Here is a 23,742-nt window from a genome sequence, read left to right on the forward strand (position 1 = left end):
CACTTGTACCCCTCCGGTGTCGGATACGTCACACGCACCCGGACAGCATGCCCGCCCCGGACGATCGATCATCGGTTAATGAGCGGTAACGTCGTGGGGTCGAGGCGGACGTACCGGAATCACACGGGCCCCCGCCGCCAGAGAAGAGCGAAAGGCACGAGGTGACGGACTCCATGGCCGACATTGAGCGCGTCGGAGTGGTGGGCTGCGGCCAGATGGGCGCGGGCATCGCAGAGGTGTGTGCCCGGAGCGGCCTTGAGGTGAAGGTCGCCGAGACCACCGGCGAGGCGCTGGAGATCGGCCGCACGCGGCTCTACAACTCGCTGGCGAAGGCCGCCGAACGCGGCAAGATCAGCGAGGAGGAGCGGGACGCTACGCTCGCCCGCCTGAGCTTCACCACCGACCTCGGAGAGTTCGCCGACCGCGACCTCGTCATCGAGGCGGTCGTGGAGAACGAGCAGGTCAAGACCGAGATCTTCCAGGTCCTCGACCAGGTGATGACCCGGCCGGACGCCATCCTGGCCTCGAACACCTCGTCCATCCCGCTGGTGAAGCTGGCCGTGGCGACCTCCCGCCCCGACCAGGTCATCGGCATCCACTTCTTCAACCCGGCCCCGGTGCAGAAGCTCGTCGAGCTGATCCCGGCCCTCACCACCTCCGAGGGCACGATCAGCCGGGCGCAGGCCTTCGCGGAGAAGACCCTCGGCAAGCACGCCATCCGCGCGCAGGACCGCTCGGGCTTCGTGGTGAACGCGCTGCTGGTGCCGTACCTGCTCTCCGCGATCCGGATGTTCGAGTCGGGCATCGCGAGCCGCGACGACATCGACAACGGCATGGAGTTCGGCTGCGCCCACCCGATGGGCCCGCTGAAGCTGTCGGACCTGATCGGTCTGGACACGATCGCCTCGATCGCCGACTCGATGTACTCCGAGTTCAAGGAGCCGCTGTACGCCGCTCCCCCGCTGCTGCAGCGCATGGTGGACGCGGGCCGGCTCGGCCGGAAGACGGGCTCGGGCTTCTACCCGTACGCCTGATCGCCCCAGGACACCGGACGGCCCGTACACACGCACAGGTACGGGCCGTCCGGCTTTTCACCCGTTCCTCAGCCCAGCCGCAGGTGGTGGAGCATCAGCAGCCCCGCGGCCATGTTCGCGGCCGGGATCTCACCCCGGGTGATCATGTCCGGGATCTGTTTCAGCGGGACCCAGGCCCGCCGTGAGGACTCGAAGGCGTCCTCGGGCGGTCCGGTGTACGTGGCCCGCTCCGCCCAGTAGAGGTGGTGGCGGGCGTCGGTGAGGCCGTTGGACGGCTCGACGGTGAGGAGATGGCGCAGTGGCCCCGGCCGCCAGCCGGTCTCCTCCTCCATCTCGCGGGCGGCGGCCGACTCGACGTCCTCGCCGTCCTCGACGACTCCGGCGGCCAGTTCCCAGCCCCAGCTGTCGGTGATGAAGCGATGGCGCCAGAGCATCAGGACTTCGTCGGCCTCGTTGACGGCGGTCGCGACGGCGACCGGGCGGAGCCGGATCAGATAGTGGTCGAGGTGGCGGCCGTCCGGGAGTTCGACGTCCGCGAGGTTCACCCGGAACCAGCGATTCTCATAGACAGAGCGTTCGCTCAGTTTCGTCCACTGCACGTTCTTGCCACCTTCCGACTGGTCGGTGCTTGTTTGGTGGCAATATCGCAGCAGCTGGAGGCTCACAGGGGAACGCGTAGCGCCCCGTCGATCAGCGCCGCCGCCTCCCGGGCCTCACCGCCGCCGCTCGCGAGCAGGTGCTCCCGCACCTGACGCAGCCGGTCCCGCAGCCGCCGCGACTCCATCCCCCGCGCCCGCTCGGTCATCTCCACCGCCGTGCGGGCCGCCCCGTCGACCTCCCCCTGCCGCAGTTCGATCTGGCACAGCATCGCGAGCCGGTGCACCCGGCCCCGGTCGTGCGAGGGCGTCCCGACCGCCATCGACGCGTGCTCGTGCGCCGCCGCGAGATCACCCAGACTGAGCAGGGCCTCGGCGACCTGGACGTTGACGAACCCCGGCTGGACATAGCCGGTCTCGGCCGGCTCCTCCCCCGGGCTGATCCGCTCCGCCGCCACCTCCGCCCGCCGGATGCAGGCCAACGCGGCCGCCCCGTCGCCCAGATGCGCGTACGCCTTCGCCTGCATCGCCGTCAGATCGGCGGCGAGCGCCGGGGTGATCTGCCGCCCCGCCGCCCGCAGCGCCGCCTCCGCGAACGCGACCGCCTGCCGGTACTCCCCCATGAACAGCGACTGGTTGACGAGCAGCGCGATCACATAGGCCCCGAGACCCCGGTCGCCGCTCGCCTTCGCCAGCCGCAGCGCCTGGTGGAAGTAGCGCTGGGCCAGGCCGTGCGCGTCGGCGTCGTACGCGCAGATCCCCGCGACCGCCACGAGTCCGCCGGTCGCCCGGTGCAGCCGCCGCCCCACGGCGTCGCTGTACGAGCCGCGCAGCAGCGGCGCGGTCTCGGTGGTCAGGAAGCCGACGATCCGGGCCCTGGTCGCGATGCCGCCCGCCTTGCGGTACATCTGCTCGTAGTGCGAGCGGGCGGCGCTCAGCACGGTGATGTCGGCGGCCGAGACCGACGTCCTGCCGGTACGGGAGACGTCCACGTCCTCCGGAGGGTTCTCCCACTCCCAGACGGGCATCACCGCCGGGGTGCCGGTCACGGCGGGCGCGGCGACTATGTGCGGCCGCTGCTGTTCGTCGGAGCGCCACAGGGCGGCCGCCCGCTCCACGAACCCGGTGAGCGGCGAGCCGGGCGCGGGCAGCGGCCCGCCCGGCACGCCGAAGCCGATGTCGTCCAGGGTCACCTGGCGGTGCAGCCGGGCGGCGAGCACCTCGCAGATCAGGTCCGGAACCTGGCCGCGCGGCCGCTGGCCCTTCAACCAGCGGGCCACGGCGGTGTGTTCGTAGCGCAGGGCGAGGCCTCTCGCCCGGCCTGCCCGGTTCACATGGGCGGCCAGGCCGGCGTTCGAGACGCCCGCTTCGTCGAGCAGGGCGTCGAGCAAGGTGTTGGGCTGCATGACCGCTCCGGTCGCTGGGCTCCAGCTCGGTGAACTCAGCGTAGCGGTGGCTGATTTCGTACGGGACGGACCAGTGCGGAAGGCCCCCTTCGGGTCAACCCGGTGCGGGGCGGTTTCGCACGGGGTGTGAACGAAGTGCCCGTTCTTCCGGTCCGCGTACTCTGCCGCGCTCGTCCCCGTACCGCTTGACTGTGCTTCTCGCCGCAAGGCGACGACCGGGCCGCCGGCTCCCCCCTCATTCAGTGCGGCCGCCCGGTCCGTGTCGCCCGCCCCGCTGATCTGCCCGACACTCCGTGGCGGGGCGGGCGACACCGGCCACGGCCCTTCGCTTCCGCTCAGCAGTGGGAGGAGGGGGCGGGCCGGGGACGGCGCAGCCCGGGTTCGGCGGGCTGCGCCGGCACCCGGACGCGGTCGTTGCGGACGACGAGCAGCGCGACGTCGTCGGCGAGCCGGCCGCCCGTGTGCTGCAACAGCGCGGTGTGGACGCGGCGGACCAGCGCGCCGGGCGCCTCACCCTGGATTCCCGTCGCGAGGGCGGCGTCGAGCGCGAAGAACCGGCCACGGTGGTCCCGGGCCTCCTCCGCGCCGTCCGTGTGCAGGACCAGGGTCTCGCCGGGCAGCAGCCGGGCCGCCGTGTACGGGGCGAGCGCGGCGGGCAGCGGCAGCACGCCGAGCGGGGGCAGCGGCTCGCCGACGGGAAGCCGCTCCACCGTCCGGCCGAGGCGGTACGGGCCGGGGTGACCGCAGTTCAGCACGGCGAGCCGCCCGTCGGAGCCGACCTCCACGAGCAGCAGGGTCACGAACTCCTCCGCCGCCGGATGCACCGGGTCCGCGCCGGCCCGCGCCGGGTGCTCGTCCCGGGCCCGCTCCCGAAGATGCCGCTCCAGGGCCCGTTCCAGCCGCCGCAGGACCCCGCCGAGTTCGGGCTCGTCGTGCGCGGCCTCGCGGAAGCTCCCGAGGACCGCCACGACGGCGCCGAGCGCGGCGAGACCGTGCCCGCGGACGTCCCCGATGACGATCCGCACCCCGTACGGGGTGGCCACCGCCTCGTACAGGTCCCCGCCGACGGACGCACCCCGCGAGGCGGACAACTGCCCCGCCCCCAGGGCGAGTCCGTCGAGCCGGGCGGGCGGCGGGCGCAGCAGCACCCGCTGGGTGGCGGCCGCGACGGCCCGCGCCCGGGCCAACTCCCGGGCGAGCCCGCGCCGCAGTCCGAACACGAGCCCGGCGCCGACGGTCAGGAACACGACGCTGGTCGCGATCCTCATCGGCAGTCCGGGCTGCCGGGCCAGCGGACAGCCGAACTTCCACGCCACCGCCACCGCGCCCCACGCGGTGGGAAGGGCGAGCGGGGCCAGCCGGCGGAGCCGGGAGCCATCGGAGACCAACGACCTCGTACGGATCATGCACGGCCCTTCCCGAGCCCCGACAGCGCCCGAAGGCCCTGCGGCACACAGGTCCGCCCCTGCGGCCGCGTCGATTCTGCCGACCCGGCGCCCCACCACGGAACACCCCCCGACGATCTCACCCGAAGGAGTGAGCACCCCCGGGGCGCCGCCCTCCGCCAGCCCTCCGCCACGCGAACGAACGAACGACGACCGGCCTTCCGTACGCCGGTGAAGGCCACCCGGCGGCTACGCGGGCGAGATGACGGGCGCGGGCATAACCTGGAGGAGCAGGTCCTGACGAGCCCCCGTGAACCTCGCGTGTGAGGCCGCTCATGATGAAGCTCCGCAACTCCTCCCGTGCCCTTTCCCCGTTGGTCGCCCTGACCGCCGCGTTCGTCCTCGGCACCCTGGGAACGGCACCCCCGGCGTCGGCCTGGACCCCCGAGGCGACCGCGGGCCGACCGGGCCGGGTGGAACTGCCCCAGATCCAGGTGTCCGACGTCGGCAACACCGCGTCGGACCAGAGGCTGACGTTCCACGCGAGTGAACGCCCCCAGGTGCTCCGGTCCCCCGCCACCGCCGGGTCGGACGCTCAGGACGTCCTGGCCGTCTACGACCTGGAGCGCTGGGACGGCTCCCAATGGGTCCGCGTCGACCGGCAGGTGCACCGGGGTCAGATCCTCCCTGGCGAGAACGCGATCGCCTTCCCCATGGTCTGGATCCAGCCCACCACGGACCAGGGCTCCTACCGGGCCGTGTTCGGCTTCAGCTGGAGCCCGACGGCCGACCCCGGCCGCGTCCTCGGAGAGCAGCGCTCGGTGTCCAGCGGCACGGCCGACTACACGTGCGGCGGAATCCAGCGGGCCTGCGAGCCCCGCACCGGCTACATCTTCGTCGGCCCGCCCGCGCCGCAGTGAAGGACGGTCCCGAGGCCCCCGGACAGCGGAGGGGCCGCCCCGGGAGATCCCGGGGCGGCCCCTCTGGTGGTGCTGTGCCGGTCAGGCGCCGCGCAGGACGGCGCCCGTGCGCTCGGAGGCCAGGGCCACGGCCGCGTCACGGGCCGCGGTGGCTTCCTCGACCGTGAGCGTGCGGTCCGGGGCGCGGAACCTCAGGGCGTACGCCAGGGACTTGGATCCCTCGCCGAGCTGGTCGCCGGTGTAGACGTCGAACAGCCGGACGGACTCCAGGAGTTCACCCGCGCCCTCGCTGAGGGCGGCCTGCACGTCGGCGGCCGGGACGTCGGCGGCGACGACCAGGGCCACGTCCTGGGTGGCGACCGGGAAGGAGGAGATCCGGGGGGCCTTCAGGGGGCCCTCGGACGCCGCCTCGACCAGGTCGAGGTCGAGCTCCATCGCGCTGGTCCTGGCCGGCAGGCCGAAGGACTTCACCACGCGCGGGTGCAGCTCGCCCGCGTAACCGACGGTCCGCTCCTCGCCGTCGACGAGGACCAGCAGTTCGGCGCAGCGGCCCGGGTGCCAGGGGCCGTACTGGCCCTGGCGCACGATCAGTTCGGCGCCCGCCTCCCGCGCGACCGTGCGGGCGGCCTCGACCGCGTCCGCCCAGTCGGCCGGACGGCCCTTGCCCCACCAGCCGGCCTGCTCGCGCGCACCGGCGACGACGACGGCGACGTGCCGCGGCTGCGCGGGCAGGGCCGCGTTGACCTCGGCGATCTCCTCGGCCGTGGGACGCCGGTCGACGCCGAGACGGACGGCGACGCCCGGCTTCTCGCCGGCCAGGAAGACCAGACCGGTCTCGAAGAGCGCCAGGTCGTGGCTGCCGCGGCTGTCGTTGCGGCGGAGCGCGCCGAGGAGACCCGGCAGCAGCGCCGTACGGAGCACGGGCTCCTCGTCGGAGAGCGGGTTGACCAGCTTCACGACCCGGCGGCAGGTGTCGTCCGCGTCCAGGCCGAGCTGGTCGAAGACCTGCTCGCTCGTGAAGGGGTAGTTCAGCGCCTCGACGTAGCCGGCGCCGGACAGCGCGCGGCCCACCCGGCGGTGGACGCGCTGGCGCTCAGTGAGCCCGCGGCCGGCCGGCGGCTTCGGCAGCGTGGAGGGCAGGTTCTCGTAGCCCTCCAGGCGGATGACCTCTTCGGCGAGGTCGTTCGGCTCGCTCAGGTCGGGGCGCCACGAGGGCACGGTGACGATGAGCTCGTCCTGGCCGTAGACGTCGCAGCCGACCTCCTGGAGGCGGCGGACGACGGTCTCACGGCCGTAGTCGACGCCCGCGACCTTGTCCGGGTGGTTCGCCGGCAGGGTGATCGTGCGCGGCGCGGACGGGGCGCTGATCTCGGTGACGCCGGCCTCGGCGGTGCCGCCCGCGAGCAGCACGAGCAGGTCGACGCAGCGCTGCGCGGCAGCGGCGGCGGCCTGCGGGTCGACGCCGCGCTCGAAGCGCTTGGACGCCTCGGAGGACAGCTTGTGGCGGCGCGCGGTGCGGGCGATCGAGATCGCGTCGAAGTGCGCGGCCTCGATGACGACCTCGGAGCTGCCGGTGACGATCCCGGTCTCCGGGTCGGTCACCGGGTCGGCGATCTCCGTGTTGGCCCCGCCCATGACGCCGGCGATGCCGATCGGTCCGCGGTTGTCGGTGATGACGAGGTCCGCGGCGTCCAGGACGCGCACGGTGCCGTCGAGGGTGGTGATCTTCTCGCCGGCCTCGGCACGCCGGACGCCGATCGGGCCGTCGAGACGGCTGCGGTCGTAGGCGTGGATCGGCTGGCCGAGCTCCAGCATCACGTAGTTGGTGACGTCGACGGCCAGCGAGATGGAGCGCATGCCGGCCTTCTGGAGACGGCGGCGCAGCCAGATCGGGGAGCGGGCCTCGGGCGCCAGGCCGACGACGGTGCGCGCGGTGAAGCGGTCGCAGCCGATCGGGTCGGTGATCTGGACCGGGTAGCCGTACGAGTTCGGCGCGGGCACGTCGAGGAGCGCCGGGTCGCGCAGCGGAAGCCCGTACGCGGTGGCGGTCTCGCGGGCGACTCCGCGCATCGAGAGGCAGTAGCCGCGGTCCGGGGTGACGGCGATGTCGAGGACCTCGTCGAACAGCTCCAGGAGGACCGTGGCGTCGGTGCCGACCTCGTGCTCCGGCGGCAGCACGATGATGCCGTGCGTGCCGTCGTCGCCCATGCCGAGCTCGTCGCCGGAGCAGATCATGCCCCGGGAGACCCGGCCGTACGTCTTGCGCTCGGCGATCCGGAAGTCTCCGGGGAGCACGGCGCCGGGCAGGGCCACGACGACCTTGTCGCCCTCGGCGAAGTTCCGGGCGCCGCAGATGATCTCCTGGGGCTCGCCGGTGCCGTTGGCCTGGCCGACGTCGACGGTGCAGAAGCGGATGGGCTTCTTGAACTCCGTCAGCTCCTCGATGGTGAGGACCTTGCCGACCACCAGCGGGCCGGTCAGGCCGGCGCCGAGCTGCTCGACGGTCTCGACCTCGAGGCCTGCCGAAATGAGCTTGGCCTGGACGTCGCGGCCGGTCTCCGTCGCCGGCAGGTCGACGTACTCCCGCAGCCAAGAAAGCGGGACCCGCATCAGATCTCCATCCCGAACGGCCGGGTGAACCGGACGTCACCCTCGACCATGTCTCGCATGTCGTCGACGTTGTGGCGGAACATCAGCATCCGTTCGATGCCGAACCCGAAGGCGAATCCGCTGTACTTCTCGGGGTCCACACCGCAGGCGACGAGCACCTTCGGGTTGACCATGCCGCAGCCGCCGAGCTCGATCCAGCCCTCGCTGCCGCAGGTGCGGCAGGGGCGGTCGGGGTTGCCGACGGACTCGCCGCGGCAGACGTAGCAGAGCATGTCCATCTCGGCGGACGGCTCGGTGAACGGGAAGAAGTTCGGGCGGAGCCGGGTCTTCATGTCCGGGCCGAAGAGCGCCTGGACCATGTGGTCAAGGGTGCCCTTGAGGTCGGCCATGGTCAGGCCCTCGTCGACGGCGAGCAGCTCGATCTGGTGGAAGACCGGGGTGTGCGTGGCGTCGAGCTCGTCGGTGCGGTAGACGCGGCCGGGGCACACCACGTAGACCGGCGGTTCCCGGTCGATGAGGGTGCGGGCCTGGACCGGCGAGGTGTGGGTGCGCAGCACGACGCCGGACTCGTCACCGGTGGTGCCTTCCGGCCCCTGGACGAAGAAGGTGTCCTGCATCTGGCGCGCCGGGTGGTCCGGGACGAAGTTCAGGGCGTCGAAGTTGAACCACTCCGCCTCGACCTCGGGGCCCTCGGCGACCTCGTACCCCATGGAGACGAAGACGTCGGAGACGCGCTCCATGAGCGTGGTCAGCGGGTGGCGGGCACCGGCCGGGACGCGGTCGTACGGCAGGGTGACGTCGACGGCCTCCTCGACGAGGACGCGGGCGTCGCGCTCGGCCTCCAGCTCCGTCTGGCGGGCGGCGAGCGCCTTGGAGACGATGCCGCGGGCCTGGCCCACGAGCTTTCCGGCGGCGGCCTTGGCCTGCGGCGGCAGGGCGCCGATCTCCCGGTTGGCGAGCGCCAGCGGCGAGGTGCCACCGGTGTGCGCGGTCTTCGCATGCGCGAGCGCGTCGAGGTCGCCCGCGGCGGCGAAGGCGGCGAGCGCCTCGTCCCGCATGCGCTCGATCTCTTCCGGTTTCAGTGCCTCGACCTCAACCGGGTCGTACGACTTATTGGGTGCGGACATCTCTTCCCGTGCTTCCGTTGGCTGGCTGGGCGGCCCCGCTCGACGTCAAGGGCGCAAACGTGCCAAAGGACGAGTCTAACGGGGTGGGGGGACGCGAATGAGCCCGTGGGCGGCCCGGCGGCTCCTGATCTCGTACGGTCTCGACTGCTGAGACGTCAGAGGAGGTGGGCCGGGGTGCCGACGGGCAGGATAAATCGGAACTCGGCCCCGCCTCGGGGGCCCCTTCCGACGGTGATGGTGCCGCCGTGGGCCTCGACGACGCCCTTGACGATGTAGAGGCCGAGCCCGGTGCCGCCGCGCTTGCTGCCCCGCCAGAAGCGGGTGAAGACGCGGCTCATCGACTCCTCGGGGATGCCGGGGCCCTCGTCGCTCACGGTGACCTCCGTCCCCTCTTCTCCGTCGTCGCCGGTCTTGGCGGGTGCCACCTCGATGGTGACGGTTCCCTCGCCGTGGCGCACCGCATTTTCGAGGAGGTTCCCGAGGATCTGGTCGATCTTGTCGGGGTCGGCCCAGAGCGGGGGCAGCTCGGGCCTGATCCGTACGAAGAACCGGTCGGGTGACTGGCCGCCGGTGGTGTGCACCTGCACGTGGCGGCCGATGGCCGCGGCGATGTCGACGGGCTGGCGGCGCACTTCGAGGCGGCCCGAGTCGATCCGGGAGATGTCGAGGAGTTCGGCGATGAGCCGCTTGATGCGGCCGGCGTCGGCGTCGACGGTCTCCAGCATCAGCCGCTTCTGCTCGTCGTTGAACCGCTCCCACTTGCCGAGGAGAGTGGCGGTGAAGCCCTTGACGGAGGTGAGCGGGGAGCGCAGTTCGTGGGCGACGGTGGCGATGAGCTCGGCGTGGCTGCGCTCGGTGCGGCGGCGGGCCTCGGTGCCGCGCAGGCAGACCACGACCCGGCGGACCGGGCCGGTGGGGTGCTCGCGGACGTACCGGGCGGAGACGAGGACCTCGCGGCCGCCGGGCAGCAGCAGATTGCGCTCGGGCTGGCCGCGGCGGGTGGCGAGACCGCCGTACGGGTCGGTCAGCGCCCACCAGCGGCGTCCCTTGAGGTCTTCGAGGGGCAGGGCCTGGTCGAGAGGGAGGCCGAGGGCCTTGGCGCCGGGGACGGCGGTGATCCGGCTGGCGGCGGCGTTGAAGGTGACGACGCGGCCGGTCGCGTCGGCGACGACGAGGCCGTCGGGGAGGTCGTCGGGGTGGATCCCGGCGAAGCCGGCCGGGTCTGCGGCCCCCGGCTCCGGGCTACCCGGTTCCGGGGCGCCGGGTTCCTCGGTGCCCGGGGCCGGCGGGGGCTCCGCGGCGCGTGGCGCGGCGCTCCGTGCCTGTGCGGGCCTGCCCGTGCCGACCGTCATCCCCGTTCTCCACCCCTCCGGGTGGCGCAGTGGGCCCCCGAGTGCGTCACTCTACTGGGCGGGGAGGGCGGAATGGACCCTTCAGGCGGAGGTTCGGGGGCGCTGGGCGCGGGCGGAGGCGTACAGGCAGACCGCGGCGGCGGTGGCGAGGTTGAGGCTCTCGGCCTTGCCGTGGATCGGGACGCGGACGACGGCGTCGGCGAGGGCCCTGGTCTCCTCGGGCAGTCCCCAGGCCTCGTTGCCGAAGACCCAGGCGGTGGGCCCGCCCATGGTGCCGGCGTCCAGCTCCGCGTCGAGGTCGTCCTCGCCCGCCCCGTCGGCGGCGAGGATGCGGACTCCCGCGCTCTTCAGGCCGGCGACGGCCTGCTCGACGGGGACGCCGACGGCGACCGGGAGGTGGAACAGCGAGCCGACGGAGGCCCGTACGGACTTGGGGTTGTACAGGTCGACGGAGGCGTCGGTGAGGACGACGGCGTCGGCGCCGGCCGCGTCGGCGCAGCGCAGCACCGTGCCGGCGTTCCCGGGGTCGCGTACGTGGGCGAGGACGGCGACCAGCTTGGGCCGGGCCGCGACGATCTCCTCGAACGGCGAGTCGAGGAACCGGCAGACCCCGACGAGCCCCTGCGGGGTGACCGTCTGGGAGACCTCGGCGAGCACGGCGTCGGAGGCGTGGTGGACGCGGGCCCCGGAGGCCAGGGCGGCCTCGATGATGGCGCTGTACCGCTCGGCGGCCTCGACGGTGGTGAAGAGCTCGACGAGCGTGGGCTCTCCGGTGGAGCCGCGGTGCTCGACGGCCTCGCGGACGGCCTGCGGGCCCTCGGCGATGAAGAGGCGGTCCTTGCCCCGGAAGTTGCGCTTGGCGAGCCGCCGGGCGGCGACGACGCGCGGGGAACGCGGGGAGATCAGCTCGGGGGTGACCATGAGGTGCGGCGGTTCCTTCTTCGGTGCCGGGGGTGCGGGCCGGGACTGCTGACTGCGGGACTGCGGGACTGCGGGGCTGCGGGACTACGAGACTGCGGGGCTTCGGGACCGCGGGTGTCGGGATGACACGGCCACGGGGGTGAACGCACCCGGACCCGCCGACGCGTGCGCGCCTGCGGGTCCGGGCAGAGGTACTGCGGCCTGGAAGATCAGGCGGCGGCCTTCGGGGCGTTGACGTCGGCCGGCAGAGCCTTCTGCGCGACCTCGACCAGCGCGGCGAACGCGTTGGCGTCGTTGACGGCCAGCTCGGCGAGGATCTTGCGGTCCACCTCGATGTTGGCGGCCTTCAGACCCTGGATGAGGCGGTTGTACGTCATGCCGTTCAGGCGGGCAGCGGCGTTGATGCGCTGGATCCACAGCTGACGGAAGTCGCCCTTGCGCTTCTTGCGGTCGTTGTAGTTGTAGACCAGCGAGTGGGTGACCTGCTCCTTGGCCTTGCGGTACAGGCGCGAGCGCTGACCGCGGTAGCCGGAGGCCGCCTCGAGGATCGCCCGGCGCTTCTTGTGGGCGTTGACTGCCCGCTTGACGCGTGCCACTTGTTAACTCCTTGTAGCGGGGTCGTGGTTGGACTCACACGACCCGAAAAACGAATGGGTCCCGGACCTGGCCGGAAGCCCTCGTCGCCGAGGGCGGGTGATCAGATCAGATGCCCAGCATCTTCTTGATCTTGGCCGCGTCGCCCGGGGCCATCTCCGCGTTGCCGGTGAGGCGACGCGTCAGCTTGGACGACTTGTGCTCGAGCAGGTGGCGCTTGCCGGCGCGCTCGCGCAGGATCTTGCCGGAGCCGGTGACCTTGAAGCGCTTCTTGGCACCGGAGTGCGTCTTGTTCTTCGGCATCGCGCCGTATCTCCTCGTCAGTGGCGCTCCCCCCGGTGCGGGCACCGGACATCCGGGAGCGTCAGTTCTTCGTGTGGTGGTTCCGGGCGGGGCCCCGGGCTGCCTGGATGGCAGCCCGTGGGGTCACGCCTCGGGGGTCTCGGCCGGGGCCTCGGCGGCCGGGGCCTCGTCCGCCGGAGCCGCGGGCGACTCCTCGGCGGAGACACCCTGGCGCTCGGCCTTGCGCGCGGCCTGGGCCTCACGCGCCTCGGCCATGGCCTCGGTCTTCTTCTTGTGCGGGCCGAGAACCATGATCATGTTCCGGCCGTCCTGCTTCGGGTTGGACTCGATGAAGCCAAGCTCCTCGACGTCCGACGCCAGCCGCTGCAGCAGCCGGAATCCAAGCTCGGGACGGGACTGCTCACGACCACGGAACATGATCGTGATCTTGACCTTGTCACCCTGCTTGAGGAACCGGACGACGTGACCCTTCTTGGTGTCGTAGTCGTGCGGGTCGATCTTCGGCCGGAGCTTCATCTCCTTGATGACCGTGTGCGCCTGGTTCTTGCGCGCCTCACGGGCCTTCATGGCCGACTCGTACTTGAACTTCCCGTAGTCCATGAGCTTGCACACGGGCGGACGGGCGTTCGCCGCCACCTCGACCAGGTCGAGGTCGTACTCCTGTGCGAGCTCCAGGGCCTTGGCAAGCGGAACAATCCCGACCTGCTCGCCGCTGGGTCCGACAAGTCGCACCTCGGGAACGCGAATCCTGTCGTTGATGCGGGGCTCGGCGCTGATGGATCCTCCTCGGTAGCACCACGCGACCGCCTGGCGGACGGACGCGCATGTCTGTTTCTGTGAGACCAACCGAGCCGGCACATGAAAAACGCCCCGGACGGGACACAGGCGGGGCTCCACGGAAATACCGGAGCACCGCCGCGGTCAACCGCGGGGCGCACATCGGGCGGCTCCATCGTCCGTACGGAACGATGGGCGCCACCTGACCGGTGACCCGCCACCCGTGAGGGTGGTCAGGTGGGAGTACGGAGCCTCCACTTGTGGGCCGGGCACACACGTGTCCGGCCGGTCGTTACACAAGGTTAGCAGGACCCGGCGGTCTTCGCTAACCGAGGACCGGCATATCGTATGAGGCATGAGCGAGACGCCCCAGAACGAGTCCCCGGACTCCGCCGACTCCCCCGAGTCCCCCGACTTCGACGCCATGACCCGTGACATCGCGGAGGTCCCCGCCGTCGAGGTGATCGTGACCGTCGCCGTCAACCTGATGAGCGCCGCCGCGGTGAAGCTCGGGCTCACCGAGGAGGGCGACAAGTACAAGGACCTCGACGAGGCCCGCAAGCTGGTGCACGCGCTCGCCGGTCTGCTGGACGCGGGCGCGACGGAGGTCTCCTCCTTCCACGCCGCCCCCCTGCGGGACGGCCTGAAGTCCCTCCAGCTCGCCTTCCGCGAGGCCTCCCTGATCCCGGACGAGCCGGGCCAGGGCCCGGGCGAGAAGTACACCGGGCCGGTGTACGGCTAGGGCCTTGGGCAGGGAGTAGGTAGGTAGGTAAGTAAGTAGGTACGGGGGGCGCGCCTACTTCTTTACGTAGAAGGGCTCGCCCGGAGGCGTGGCCGAGGCCGGCAGGAGTGCCAGGTCGAGGCCCCGCACCAGGCGGGCCCTCAGTGTTTCGTCGGCGGCCAGGGCGCGGGCCACCCGCTGGGCCGCCTCCGCCGGGGAGGCGTCACCGGCGAGGACCAGGGCGAGGGTGCCGTCGGCGGCGCCGGGCCCCAGATGGGCGCGGAGCACGGCCGGCTCGGCGGCGACAGCGGCCCGCACCGCTTCCCGTACGGCCGGGTCGTCGAGCGGGTCGGCGCTGGTACGGCCCTCGGCGAGGGCGAGCAGGGCCGGACCGGTCAGCTGGTACGGCACCGGGCCCGCGAGGTCGAGGACGACCGTGTCGGCCTTCTCGTGCGCGGCGGCCTGGAGCGCCTGGTGGAGCGGGACGGCCACGGGGCGGGCCTCGGGGTCCCACAGGGCGAGCGAGGCGATGGAGGTGAAGGCGGGCAGGGCGCGCCGGTCACCGGCCGTGAGGGTGGGGACCGCCATGTCGCTGGTCTTCTCGCGGCGCAGGCCGTTCTCGTCGGTCTCGACCTCGCCGAGGACGGCGACGACGGGTACGAGCAGCCGGGCCTCGCGCAGCGCGTCGAGGACCGGGCCGTGGGCGGTTCTGTCCTCCGCCCAGGCCGCGAGGGCCGCGGCGAGCCGTGGGTCGGCGGTGCCGTCGTCGTCGGAGAAACCGGGGTCCGGGATGTTCTTGAGCGCCACGCACCGAGCCTAACCGCCGCACGGGGGCGCCCGGCGCGCCGGGGCCCTAAGGGTTCCGGCCGGCCCGGCTCAGGACGACGGCGGTCAGGAGCAGCAGGGCGCCGAGGCCGCCGGCGAGCGGGGCGAGCAGGCCGACCGGGTGGCTCTCCTCCGCGGGCGGCACCGGGCCGGGCCCGAAGTACCGGCCCTGGTACCCGGTGGTGACGTTCTTCGGGTCGCCGCCCTTGATCCGGGCGCCCGCCTCGATCGCGGCGGCCGGGTCGACCGTCCCGTACCCCTTGGCGTCGCTGCGGCCGCCCTTCGGGCGGCTCCGGGCGGTGTCGATCAGCAGCCGCTTGACCTGCGCCGGGGTGAGGTCGGGGTGCGCGGCCCTGACGAGGGCGACCGCCCCGGAGGCGAACGCGGCGGCGGCGCTGGTGCCCCAGCCCTCGTAGTAGCGGCGGTCGGGGTCGGCGATCGCGATGTCGACGCCGGGGGCGCTGACGGTGGCGTACCAGCGGCGGGTGGAGAAGGAGGCGTGGGTGCCGTAGCGGTCGACGGCGGTGACGGCGATGACGCCGGGGTAGGCGGCGGGGTACGAGATGTGGTCGCCCTTCTCGCCGCCGTTGCCGGCGGAGGCGACGACGGAGACGCCCTTCGCGAGGGCGTACTGGACGGCGGCGTCCTCGCCCGCGTCGGGGTGGGCGGACTTGGAGTCGTCGCCGAGGGAGAGGTTGATGACGTCGGCGCCGTGGTCGGCGGCCCAGCGGATGCCGTCGGCGAGGGCGCTGCCCCGGGTCTTGCGGGCCTTGTCGCGGGAGGTGTCCGTGCCTTCGAGGATGACCCGTACGGGGAGGATCTTCGCGCCGGGCGCGATGCCGAGGACGCCGTCGCCGCCGTCCGGGCCGTGGCCGTGCCCGGCGATGATCCCGGCCATGGCGGTGCCGTGCCGGGCCCAGGCGCGGTCGCCCCGGGCGGCCCCGAAGCCGATGAGGTCGCGGCCGGTGAGGACCGAGCCCTTCAGGTCCGGGTGCTCGGCGTCGACGCCGGTGTCGAGGACGGCGACGGTGATGCCCTCGCCCTTGGTGGTCCGCCAGGCCTCGGTGGTGTGCAGGGCCTGGAGGCCCCACTGCCGGGCCCGGATGGTGTCGGCGTGGGCGGGCGTGGTGGTGGCGGGCAGCACGGTGAAGGCGGCGGCGAGCAGGGCGGCCGCGGGGATGCGGAGGCGGGTCACCGGGCGTCCTTCTCCTTGGCCGGCGGGGCGACGGCCGTGCGCAGCAGCTGTTCGAAGCGCACCGTGATGTTCCTGGCCTCGTGGCCGAGACCGGACTGGGCGACGGCGTCGGTACGTCCCCGGGCCATGGCGCCGTCGGCGGGCTGCGGGCGGTCGACGGTCCGGCCGTCGGCGAAACCGGAGACGGCGGTGACGACGACGGGGAGGTCGGCGGGGGCGTTCAGCCACCAGCTGGCCCGCTGCGAGGGGCCGAAGCGGGCGGCGACGGTGCCGGGGCCGGGGAGGGTCGGCGGGACGTCGGCGCCGAGGCGGGTGGTGAGTCCCTGGCCGAGGGTGCGCTGCGCCGGGGCGTCGGCGCGGGTGAAGACGAGACCGACGGTGATCACGCTGCTGGCGGTGGCGTCGGTGTACGTGGCGCGCAGGACGCGCTCGCAGCCCAGCGGCCGGAGGGTGGCGAGCAGGCCCTTGGCCAGGACGGCGGGTGAGCAGGCGGCGTCCGGGGCGACGACGATCCGGGTCCAGGTACGGGCGGAGGCGCCGGGGCCGGCGGCGGGGCCGGCGAGGCTGCGGGGGAAGAGAGAGTCGACGGGGGCGTTGTGCCAGAGGTCCCTGGCCTTGGCGTACCCGGCGGGTTCGGCGGGCTCTCCGGGTTCGGCGGCGGCGAGCCACAGTCCGGCGAGTGCCCCACCGATGAGCCCGACGCCGAGTACGGCGCAGACACCCACGGCGACGGCCCGCCCGGCCCGCCGCGGCCGCACGGGCCGCAGCCGCGTGGTGGTCTCGACGGGAGTTTCGGGGGGCAGGGCTGCCGGGAACGGCGGCGCGAAGGGGTTGGCCACGGGGCCCGACGAGGCCGGCGACACCCAGGGCTGGGCGGCGGGTTGGGGCGGTCCCGCCACGTGGCCCGCCGAGGCCGGCGGCGCCCAGGGCTGGGCAGCGGGGCGGGGCGGGGTTGTCGCCGTACGCGGCGGAGAGGCGGGCGGGAGCGGGACCCCGGAGCCGGTCGCGGGGGCGGAGGACCTGGAGGGTGTCGAAGGCGACCCCGGGCCCGGCCCCGAGGTGGTGGCCGGGGGCAACGCGCGGCCGGCCACCGGGCCGGCGGCCCGAGGCGACGCAGGGGTGGACGACGACGCCGAAGGCGACGTGGGACCGACCCCCGGGGCGGTGGCCCGAGGCGATGCAGGGGCGGGCGACGGCGCCGAAGGCGACGCGAGACCGAGCCCCGGGGCAGAGGCCCGGGGCGACGCAGGACCGGTCCCAGGACCGGACGCCGGGCCGGCCGGCCGGGGCGACCCCGGGCCGGTCGCCGGACTGGTCGCCAGAGGCGACGCCGGGTCCGTCGACCGGGGCGACCCCGGGCCGGTCGACCGGGGCGACGCCGGGGCAGACGGACCCGCCGACGGCGGTACAGGGCCGCCGGCCCGGGGCGACCCCGAGGTGGCCGGTCGGGGCGGTGGGTCCGTCGGGTGGATCGGGCGGAGTCTTGTCGTCGTCTCGGCCGCCGGGGGCTCCGGCGGTGTCGGGGGGAGGAGGGCTTCGGTGATGCGGGAGGTCGTGCCGGGGCGCTGTTCGCCGGTCATCCCCGTCTCCCCGCTCGTGTCGACAATGCCCGTCACTCTACGGGCTGTTCCCCCTGGTACGGGAACCCAGGGGCTACCCACCCGTAAACCTGTCTGGCAAGCTCGGGCCATGACTCCCCGTGCCGCCGACCGGGCCCGTTACGACCGGGCCACCGCTCATCTCGACGCGCCCGTGGCGATCGTCGATCTGGAGGCCTTCGACGACAACGCGGCGGATCTCGTGCGCCGGGCCGGCGGCAAGCCGATCCGGGTGGCGAGCAAGTCCGTGCGGTGCCGGGCGCTGCTGGAGAGGGTGCTGGCCCGGGAGGGCTTCGCGGGGATCATGTCGTTCACGCTCGACGAGTCGCTGTGGCTGGCCCGCGCCGGGTTCGAGGACGTCCTGCTCGCCTATCCGTCGGCGGACCGCGCCGGGTTCGGTGAGCTGGCGCGCGATCCGAAGCTGGCGGCCGCCGTGACCGTGATGGTCGACGACGTGGCGCAGCTCGATCTGATCGACGCCGCCCGCGCGGGCGGGACCGAGGAGGTGCGGGTCTGTCTGGAGCTGGACACGGCGCTGAGTCTGCTCGGCGGCCGCATCCGGGTGGGGGCCAGGCGTTCGCCGCTGCGGGAGCCCGCGCAGCTGGCGGAGCTGGCCCGTTCGGTGGCGCGGCGTCCCGGGTTCCGGTTGGTCGGGATCATGGCGTACGAGGGTCATGTCGCGGGTGTCGGTGACGCGGTCGCGGGGCGGCCGCTGCGGTCGCGGGCGATCCGGCTGATGCAGGCGGCGGCCCGCCGGGAGCTTGCGGAGCGCCGGGCGGCGGTGGTGCGGGCGGTCCGGGCGGTGGCGCCGGACCTGGAGTTCGTGAACGGCGGCGGTACCGGCAGCGTGCAGCACACGGCCGCCGAGGAGGCGGTGACGGAGATCGCCGCGGGTTCGGGGCTCTTCGTGCCGCGGCTCTTCGACAACTACACGTCGTTCACCGGGCGGCCCGCCGCGCTGTTCGCGCAGCCGGTGGTGCGGCGGCCGGGTGTCGGGGTGGTGACCGTCCTGGGGGGCGGTTATCCGGCGTCCGGTGCGGCGGGGCCCGACCGGCTGCCCGTGCCGTATCTGCCGGAGGGGTTGAGGTACGACCCGCAGGAGGGGCCGGGCGAGGTGCAGACCCCGCTGCTCGGCTCGCCCGCCGACGATCTGCGGATCGGCGACAAGGTGTGGTTCCGGCACGCGAAGGCGGGTGAGCTGTGCGAGCGGTTCGCGAGCCTCCAGTTGGTCGAGGGCGACCGGATCACCGCGACGGTTCCGACGTACCGGGGTGAGGGCCAGACCTTCCTCTAGGCCCTCCCCCCGGCCGTGCCCGGGCCAACGCCAGGCCGTGCCCGGGCCTTCTTGCAGCCCTTGTCAGAAGACCTTGTCGGGCTGGTCCGGGATCACGCTTCCGTCGGACCGCCGGACCGGCTGCGCCGTGCCGTCGCCCGCCGTGTAGCCGGTGCTCGCGCAGGGGTACGGGGTGGTCTTCCGCTGCTTCGGCTCGATGAACATGGGGTTGACGATCCAGCGGCCGTCGCCGTTCTCGTACGCCCGGCACATGAGTTCGTTCTTGTTGCGGTTGAGGACCAGCCGCAGGCCGGTGGCGTCCCTCAGGAAGGAGACGTCGGTGTCGGAGTCGCCCGCGGCGAACACCTGGCGCCGTGCGGCCGGCTGCACCCGCTCGGCGGCGGGGCCGTGGACCCCGAAGATCTCCTGGTTGATCCAGCAGCGCTTGCCGTCGATGTAGGTGATCATCGTGTCCTTGCCGTCCCGCACCGTTCCGCAGCCCTTGAGGTGGGCGGTGAGCCGGCCGCGCTCGGTGGTGTTGCGGATGCCGATGGCGTGGGAGGGGGCGACACCGACGCCCTTCGCCCAGACGTCGACGACGGGTTCGGGCGAGGCGGAGACGATCCACACGTCGAAGCCGGCGTCCTGGAGGGTGCGGATCAGGTCGCGCTGCTGCGGGTAGTAGCGGACCCACCCGGTGACCTGGGCGGTGCCGACGCGCTGGGTGGCGCCCTGCGGGGCGGCGAGGTTCTCGGCGCGGGCGGCGGCGGCGAACGACTCGACCTGGCGGGTGGTCCAGCCGTGCAGGAGCTGGGCGAGCCAGGCGTACTGGGGCTCCATGCGGCGGCGGTCGTGCCCCGCGAAGGCCGTCTTCCCGGCCGTGGTGGCGCCCGAGGCGTAGACGGAGAGGAGTTCGTCGGCGCAGCGGGTGTCGGTGGACGTGGGCAGGACGCGTACTCCGGTGGAACAGGCGGCGCCGAGGGCGGTGGCCGCCTCCGGGGTGAGGTGGCGGCTGGTGGTGGACCAGTCGCCGTCCCGAGGCGGGCGTACGCGGTCGTTCCGCAGGAGCCAGTGGAAGGTGGCGTCGCCGACGTCGTTCTTGATCACGGTGTTGTCCCAGTCGAAGACCGCGACGGGCTTTCCGCCCTTGTCGTGGCAGTGCTTGGCCACGAGGGCGTCGATCCGGGCCTTGTTGTCGCCGAACCAGCCCTCGGAGACCCGCAGGGTGGGGCAGGGCCGGGGGGTGCGGTGGTCCCGGGACTCCGCCTCGGTGGCGGTGGCGGTGGCGGGGACGAGGCTCGTCACGGCGAGGGCGAGGGCGGCGGTGGCGGCGGCGGACGGACGGAGTCGGACACGCTGGTTCATGATCACTCTCCTGTCGGGGCTGCGGCGGACGCCGAACAGCCGGGCGCCTTGCGACGCCCGGCTGCCGGGTGGGGATGTGGGGGTGTGGGGGGTGTGGCGGCGGTCTAGAGCGGGGTGACGTACGCGCCGGAGATGCCTCCGTCGACCAGGAAGTCGCTGGCGTTGACGAAGGAGGAGTCGTCGCTGGCGAGGAAGGCGACCGCGGCGGCGATCTCCTCGGCCTCGGCGAAGCGGCCGACGGGGATGTGGACGAGGCGGCGGGCGGCCCGCTCGGGGTCCTTGGCGAACAGTTCCTGGAGGAGCGGGGTGTTGACGGGCCCGGGGCAGAGGGCGTTGACGCGGATGCCCTCGCGGGCGAACTGGACGCCCAGTTCGCGGGACATGGCGAGGACGCCGCCCTTGGAGGCGGTGTACGAGATCTGGCTGGTGGCCGCGCCCATGATCGCGACGAAGGAGGCGGTGTTGATGATGGAGCCCTTGCCCTGGCGGCGCATGTACGGCAGGGCGGCCTTGCAGCACAGGTAGACGGAGGTGAGGTTGACGTCCTGGACGCGCTTCCAGGCCTCCAGGCCGGTCTCCAGGATGGAGTCGTCGTCTGGGGGCGAGATGCCGGCGTTGTTGAAGGCGATGTCGACGGAGCCGTAGGTGTCGAAGGCGGTCTTGAACAGCGCCTCGACCTGCTCGGGGTCGGTGACGTCGACCTTCACGAAGGTTCCGCCGACCTCTTCGGCGGCGGCCTTGCCGGCCGTCTCGTCGATGTCGCCGCAGACGACGTGCGCGCCCTCGGAGGCCAGGCGGCGGGCGGTGGCGAGGCCGATGCCGCTGCCGGCCCCGGTGATGACGGCGGTACGGCCGACCAGGCGGCGGCAGATGATCTCGGTGTCGGTCATGATGCTCAGGCCTCCGTGCTGATGAAGACGTTCTTGGTTTCGGTGAAGGCGGTCAGGGCGTCGGGGCCGAGTTCGCGGCCGAGGCCGGACTGCTGGTAGCCGCCGAACGGAGTCCAGTAGCGGACGCTGGAGTGGGAGTTGACGGAGAGGTTGCCGGCCTTGACGGCACGGGAGGCGCGCAGGGCGCGGCCGACGTCCCGGGTCCAGATGGAGCCGGACAGGCCGTACTCGGTGGCGTTGGCGAGGCGGATCGCGTCGGCCTCGTCGTCGAAGGGGAGGACGACGGCGACGGGTCCGAAGATCTCCTCGACGGCGCAGGGGGCGTCCTCGGGCACGTCGGTGAGGACGGTGGGCGGGAACCAGAAGCCGGAGCCCTCGGGGGCTTTGCCGCGGATGCCGGGGAGGTCGTCGGTGACGTAGGAGCGGACGCGGTCGAGGTGGGCACGGGAGATGAGCGGGCCCATCTGGGTGCGTTCGTCGGCGGGGTCTCCGACGACGATCTCCTCGATGGCGGGGGTGAGCAGCTCCATGAAGCGGTCGTACGCGCTCCGCTGGACGAGGATGCGGGTGCGGGCGCAGCAGTCCTGGCCGCTGTTGTCGAGGAAGGACATCGGCGCCGCCGCGGCGGCGGCTTCGATGTCGGCGTCGGCGAAGACGATGTTGGGGCTCTTGCCGCCGAGTTCGAGGGTGACCCGCTTCACCTGGTCGGCGCACTTCGCCATGATCGATTTTCCGACCCTGGTGGAGCCGGTGAAGACGATCTTGGCGATGCCGGGGTGTTCGACGAGGGCGTTGCCTGCGACCGGTCCGGTGCCGGGGAGGACCTGGAAGAGGTCTTCGGGCAGGCCCGCTTCCAGGGCGAGTGCGGCGAGCCGGAGCGCGGTGAGCGGGGTGGTCTCGGCGGGCTTGAGGATCACGGCGTTGCCGGCGGCGAGGGCTGGCGCGGTGGCCCAGGCGGCGATCGGCATGGGGAAGTTCCAGGGGGCGATGACGCCGACGACCCCGAGCGGTTCGAGGAGGGTGATGTCGAGGCCGCCGGCGACCGGGATCTGGCGCCCGTTGAGGCGTTCCACTCCCCCGGCGGCGAAGTCGAGGAGGTCGCGGACGTTGCCGGCCTCCCAGCGGGCGTTGCCGATGGTGTGGCCGGCCTCCAGGACCTCCAGGCGGGCGAGTTCCTCGGCGTGGTCGTCGACGACGGCGGCGAAGCGGCGGAGCAGTCGGGCGCGGTCGGCGGGTGCGGCGGCGGCCCAGCCGCGCTGGGCGGCGGCGGCCCGGGTGACGGCGGCGTCCACGTCGGCGGGGGTGGCGGCGGGGACGGTGGCGACCGGCTCCTCGGTCGCCGGGTTCAGTACCTGGAGCAACTCAGTCCTCTCGGAGGCGTGCGCGGGGGGGGGCGGGATCAGTGGCGTTCGAAGGAGCGGCGGAGTTCCCAGTCCGTCACCGCCGCGTCGAAGGCGTCGAGTTCGACGCGGGCCATGTTGCGGTAGTGGGCGACGACCTCGGGGCCGAAGGCGGCCTTGGCGATCTCGCTGGTCTCCCAGAGTTCGGCGGCCTCGCGCAGGGTGGTGGGCACGTGCGCGTACTCGGCGGTGTAGGCGTTGCCGGAGCAGGGCTCGGGGAGTTCGAGGCGCTGCTCGATGCCGTACAGGCCGGCGGCGACCAGTCCGGCGACGGCGAGGTAGGGGTTGACGTCGCCGCCGGGGAGGCGGTTCTCGAAGCGGGTGGAGCGGCCGTGGCCGACGACCCGGAGCGCGCAGGTGCGGTTGTCGTGGCCCCAGGCGACGGCGGTGGGGGCGAAGGAGCCGGGCTGGAACCGCTTGTACGAGTTGATGTTGGGGGCGTAGAGGAGGGAGAAGTCGCGCAGGGCGGCGAGCTGTCCGGCGAGGAAGTGGCGCATGGTCTCGGACATCCCGTGCGGGTCGTCGCCGGCCATCACGTTCGTTCCGGGGTCGTCGACGGACTGGAGCGAGAGGTGGATGTGGCAGGAGTTGCCCTCGCGTGCGTCGTACTTCGCCATGAAGGTGAGCGAGTAGCCCTCCTGGGCGGCGATCTCCTTGGCGCCCGTCTTGTAGACGGCGTGTCCGTCGCAGGTGGCGAGGGCCTCGTCGTACTTGAAGGCGATCTCGTGCTGGCCGGGGTTGCATTCGCCCTTGGCGGACTCGACGGTGAGTCCGGCGCCGGTCATCTCGTTGCGGATGCGGCGCAGGAGGGGTTCGATGCGTCCGGTGCCGAGGACGGAGTAGTCGATGTTGTACTGGTTGGCGGGGGTGAGGCCGCGGTAGTTCGCGTCCCAGGCCTGCTCGTAGCTGTCCTTGAAGACGATGAACTCGAGTTCGGTGCCGACGTGGGCGGTGAAGCCGTGGTCCGCGAGGCGCTCCAGCTGGCGGCGGAGGATCTGCCGGGGGGCCGCGACGACGGGGGTGCCGTCGGCCCAGGCGAGGTCCGCGGTCACCATGGCGGTGGCTTCGTTCCAGGGGAGGCGGCGGAGGGTGGTGAGGTCGGGGTGCATCGCGAAGTCGCCGTAGCCGCGGTCCCAGGAGGCCATCTCGTAGCCGCCGACGGTGTTCATCTCGGTGTCGACGGCGAGGAGGTAATTGCAGCCCTCGGTGCCGTGGCCGAGTACCTCGTCCAGGAAGAACGGGGCGGCGAACCGCTTGCCCTGGAGGCGCCCCTGCATGTCGGGGAAGGCCAGGACGACGGTGTCGATCTCGCCGCTCGCGACGAGGGCTCGGAGCTCCTCGACGGCGAGCGGGGCTTTGCGGTCTGCCACGGGATTGCTCCTCCTTCGGCCTGCCGGAAGCCATAAGGTATTGCGGAAGACCATTGCTTGGGAAGTGCTGACGAAGGGGA

Annotated in this window: 21 protein-coding genes; 4 read left to right on the forward strand and 17 right to left on the reverse strand. The window is 72.9% G+C overall.

Going from position 1 to position 23,742, the window contains the following annotated elements; all coding sequences use genetic code 11:
• The first annotated feature begins 173 nt into the window (after positions 1 to 173).
• On the forward strand, positions 174 to 1,034 hold the full coding sequence (locus tag DEJ43_RS05850) for a 3-hydroxybutyryl-CoA dehydrogenase (protein ID WP_041662161.1): 861 nt from the start codon (positions 174 to 176) through the stop codon (positions 1,032 to 1,034).
• Positions 1,035 to 1,102: 68 nt separating this feature from the next.
• On the opposite strand, the gene DEJ43_RS05855 is transcribed toward DEJ43_RS05850, so the two are convergent.
• From DEJ43_RS05855 to DEJ43_RS05865, 3 genes are all read right to left on the reverse strand, one after another.
• Positions 1,103 to 1,633 carry an NUDIX hydrolase gene (locus tag DEJ43_RS05855; protein WP_041662163.1) on the reverse strand — a complete coding sequence of 177 codons (531 nt, stop codon included), beginning with the start codon at positions 1,631 to 1,633 and terminating at the stop codon, positions 1,103 to 1,105.
• 62 nt (positions 1,634 to 1,695) lie between these two features.
• Positions 1,696 to 3,036, reverse strand: a complete 1,341-nt coding sequence (locus tag DEJ43_RS05860) for an NsdA family TPR-like regulatory protein (protein ID WP_015032392.1) — start codon at positions 3,034 to 3,036, stop codon at positions 1,696 to 1,698.
• Between the two features lie 335 nt (positions 3,037 to 3,371).
• Entirely contained in the window at positions 3,372 to 4,442 is a 1,071-nt protein-coding gene (locus DEJ43_RS05865; protein ID WP_071891170.1) for a PP2C family protein-serine/threonine phosphatase, read from the reverse strand.
• Positions 4,443 to 4,756: 314 nt separating this feature from the next.
• Here DEJ43_RS05865 and DEJ43_RS05870 point away from each other — a divergent pair, with 314 nt between their 5' ends.
• Positions 4,757 to 5,341 carry a hypothetical protein gene (locus tag DEJ43_RS05870; protein WP_110014468.1) on the forward strand — a complete coding sequence of 195 codons (585 nt, stop codon included), beginning with the start codon at positions 4,757 to 4,759 and terminating at the stop codon, positions 5,339 to 5,341.
• A gap of 81 nt (positions 5,342 to 5,422) precedes the next feature.
• On the opposite strand, the gene pheT is transcribed toward DEJ43_RS05870, so the two are convergent.
• From pheT to infC, 7 genes are all read right to left on the reverse strand, one after another.
• Positions 5,423 to 7,951 carry a phenylalanine--tRNA ligase subunit beta gene (gene pheT, locus DEJ43_RS05875; RefSeq protein WP_015032394.1) on the reverse strand — a complete coding sequence of 843 codons (2,529 nt, stop codon included), beginning with the start codon at positions 7,949 to 7,951 and terminating at the stop codon, positions 5,423 to 5,425.
• On the reverse strand, positions 7,951 to 9,078 hold the full coding sequence (pheS, locus tag DEJ43_RS05880) for a phenylalanine--tRNA ligase subunit alpha (RefSeq protein WP_015032395.1): 1,128 nt from the start codon (positions 9,076 to 9,078) through the stop codon (positions 7,951 to 7,953). Before pheS ends, pheT begins: the two co-directional genes overlap by 1 nt.
• 155 nt (positions 9,079 to 9,233) lie before the next feature.
• Positions 9,234 to 10,430 carry a sensor histidine kinase gene (locus DEJ43_RS05885; protein ID WP_015032396.1) on the reverse strand — a complete coding sequence of 399 codons (1,197 nt, stop codon included), beginning with the start codon at positions 10,428 to 10,430 and terminating at the stop codon, positions 9,234 to 9,236.
• Between the two features lie 81 nt (positions 10,431 to 10,511).
• The gene (locus DEJ43_RS05890; RefSeq protein ID WP_015032397.1) at positions 10,512 to 11,351 is read right to left on the reverse strand and encodes a TrmH family RNA methyltransferase; all 840 of its coding nucleotides are present in this window, start codon (positions 11,349 to 11,351) and stop codon (positions 10,512 to 10,514) included.
• 209 nt (positions 11,352 to 11,560) lie between these two features.
• The gene (gene rplT, locus DEJ43_RS05895) at positions 11,561 to 11,947 is read right to left on the reverse strand and encodes a 50S ribosomal protein L20 (protein WP_015032398.1); all 387 of its coding nucleotides are present in this window, start codon (positions 11,945 to 11,947) and stop codon (positions 11,561 to 11,563) included.
• 106 nt (positions 11,948 to 12,053) lie between these two features.
• Positions 12,054 to 12,248, reverse strand: coding sequence for a 50S ribosomal protein L35 (rpmI, locus tag DEJ43_RS05900; protein WP_015032399.1), 195 nt, complete (start codon positions 12,246 to 12,248; stop codon positions 12,054 to 12,056).
• Positions 12,249 to 12,371: 123 nt separating this feature from the next.
• A complete protein-coding gene (infC, locus tag DEJ43_RS05905; RefSeq protein ID WP_078508611.1) occupies positions 12,372 to 13,094 on the reverse strand; it encodes a translation initiation factor IF-3 in 723 nt (240 codons plus the stop codon).
• 286 nt (positions 13,095 to 13,380) lie between these two features.
• Between infC and DEJ43_RS05915 the strand changes: the two genes are divergently transcribed.
• Positions 13,381 to 13,767, forward strand: coding sequence for a DUF1844 domain-containing protein (locus tag DEJ43_RS05915; protein ID WP_015032401.1), 387 nt, complete (start codon positions 13,381 to 13,383; stop codon positions 13,765 to 13,767).
• A gap of 54 nt (positions 13,768 to 13,821) precedes the next feature.
• On the opposite strand, the gene DEJ43_RS05920 is transcribed toward DEJ43_RS05915, so the two are convergent.
• Genes DEJ43_RS05920 through DEJ43_RS05930 form a run of 3 tightly spaced genes read right to left on the reverse strand, consistent with a single transcriptional unit; the run spans position 13,822 to position 16,605 of the window.
• Complete coding sequence (locus DEJ43_RS05920) at positions 13,822 to 14,553, reverse strand: SseB family protein (protein WP_015032402.1); 732 nt, start codon at positions 14,551 to 14,553, stop codon at positions 13,822 to 13,824.
• 46 nt (positions 14,554 to 14,599) lie between these two features.
• Positions 14,600 to 15,766: a type VII secretion-associated serine protease mycosin gene (gene mycP, locus DEJ43_RS05925; RefSeq protein WP_015032403.1), complete on the reverse strand. Its 1,167-nt coding sequence runs from the start codon at positions 15,764 to 15,766 to the stop codon at positions 14,600 to 14,602.
• A complete protein-coding gene (locus DEJ43_RS05930; protein ID WP_051026022.1) occupies positions 15,763 to 16,605 on the reverse strand; it encodes a hypothetical protein in 843 nt (280 codons plus the stop codon). The genes mycP and DEJ43_RS05930 overlap by 4 nt, the downstream gene beginning before the upstream one ends.
• Before the next feature lie 850 nt (positions 16,606 to 17,455).
• Here DEJ43_RS05930 and DEJ43_RS05935 point away from each other — a divergent pair.
• Positions 17,456 to 18,658, forward strand: coding sequence for an amino acid deaminase/aldolase (locus DEJ43_RS05935; RefSeq protein ID WP_015032406.1), 1,203 nt, complete (start codon positions 17,456 to 17,458; stop codon positions 18,656 to 18,658).
• Between the two features lie 63 nt (positions 18,659 to 18,721).
• On the opposite strand, the gene DEJ43_RS05940 is transcribed toward DEJ43_RS05935, so the two are convergent.
• The 4 genes from DEJ43_RS05940 to DEJ43_RS05955 all read right to left on the reverse strand — a co-directional run bounded on the left by DEJ43_RS05940 (position 18,722) and on the right by DEJ43_RS05955 (position 23,662).
• Positions 18,722 to 20,002: an HAD family hydrolase gene (locus DEJ43_RS05940; RefSeq protein ID WP_015032407.1), complete on the reverse strand. Its 1,281-nt coding sequence runs from the start codon at positions 20,000 to 20,002 to the stop codon at positions 18,722 to 18,724.
• A gap of 104 nt (positions 20,003 to 20,106) precedes the next feature.
• Positions 20,107 to 20,892 (reverse strand): 3-oxoacyl-ACP reductase, encoded by a 786-nt coding sequence (locus tag DEJ43_RS05945; protein ID WP_015032408.1) that lies wholly within the window; start codon positions 20,890 to 20,892, stop codon positions 20,107 to 20,109.
• Positions 20,893 to 20,897: 5 nt separating this feature from the next.
• Positions 20,898 to 22,253: an aldehyde dehydrogenase family protein gene (locus DEJ43_RS05950; protein ID WP_015032409.1), complete on the reverse strand. Its 1,356-nt coding sequence runs from the start codon at positions 22,251 to 22,253 to the stop codon at positions 20,898 to 20,900.
• A gap of 38 nt (positions 22,254 to 22,291) precedes the next feature.
• Positions 22,292 to 23,662, reverse strand: coding sequence for a glutamine synthetase family protein (locus DEJ43_RS05955; protein WP_015032410.1), 1,371 nt, complete (start codon positions 23,660 to 23,662; stop codon positions 22,292 to 22,294).
• Positions 23,663 to 23,742 lie beyond the last annotated feature (80 nt).

The organism is Streptomyces venezuelae ATCC 10712, assembly GCF_008639165.1.
Lineage (GTDB): Bacteria > Actinomycetota > Actinomycetes > Streptomycetales > Streptomycetaceae > Streptomyces > Streptomyces venezuelae.

Bases quoted from the DNA above. Each gene is read 5' to 3' on its own strand.
- DEJ43_RS05850 (WP_041662161.1), top strand. From the start codon at position 174: ATGGCCGACATTGAGCGCGTCGGAGTGGTGGGCTGCGGCCAGATGGGC.
- DEJ43_RS05860 (WP_015032392.1), bottom strand. From the start codon at position 3,036: ATGCAGCCCAACACCTTGCTCGACGCCCTGCTCGACGAAGCGGGCGTC.
- DEJ43_RS05865 (WP_071891170.1), bottom strand. From the start codon at position 4,442: ATGATCCGTACGAGGTCGTTGGTCTCCGATGGCTCCCGGCTCCGCCGG.
- DEJ43_RS05870 (WP_110014468.1), top strand. From the start codon at position 4,757: ATGATGAAGCTCCGCAACTCCTCCCGTGCCCTTTCCCCGTTGGTCGCC.
- pheT (WP_015032394.1), bottom strand. From the start codon at position 7,951: ATGCGGGTCCCGCTTTCTTGGCTGCGGGAGTACGTCGACCTGCCGGCG.
- pheS (WP_015032395.1), bottom strand. From the start codon at position 9,078: ATGTCCGCACCCAATAAGTCGTACGACCCGGTTGAGGTCGAGGCACTG.
- DEJ43_RS05885 (WP_015032396.1), bottom strand. From the start codon at position 10,430: ATGACGGTCGGCACGGGCAGGCCCGCACAGGCACGGAGCGCCGCGCCA.
- DEJ43_RS05890 (WP_015032397.1), bottom strand. From the start codon at position 11,351: ATGGTCACCCCCGAGCTGATCTCCCCGCGTTCCCCGCGCGTCGTCGCC.
- rpmI (WP_015032399.1), bottom strand. From the start codon at position 12,248: ATGCCGAAGAACAAGACGCACTCCGGTGCCAAGAAGCGCTTCAAGGTC.
- DEJ43_RS05915 (WP_015032401.1), top strand. From the start codon at position 13,381: ATGAGCGAGACGCCCCAGAACGAGTCCCCGGACTCCGCCGACTCCCCC.
- DEJ43_RS05935 (WP_015032406.1), top strand. From the start codon at position 17,456: ATGACTCCCCGTGCCGCCGACCGGGCCCGTTACGACCGGGCCACCGCT.
- DEJ43_RS05940 (WP_015032407.1), bottom strand. From the start codon at position 20,002: ATGAACCAGCGTGTCCGACTCCGTCCGTCCGCCGCCGCCACCGCCGCC.
- DEJ43_RS05945 (WP_015032408.1), bottom strand. From the start codon at position 20,892: ATGACCGACACCGAGATCATCTGCCGCCGCCTGGTCGGCCGTACCGCC.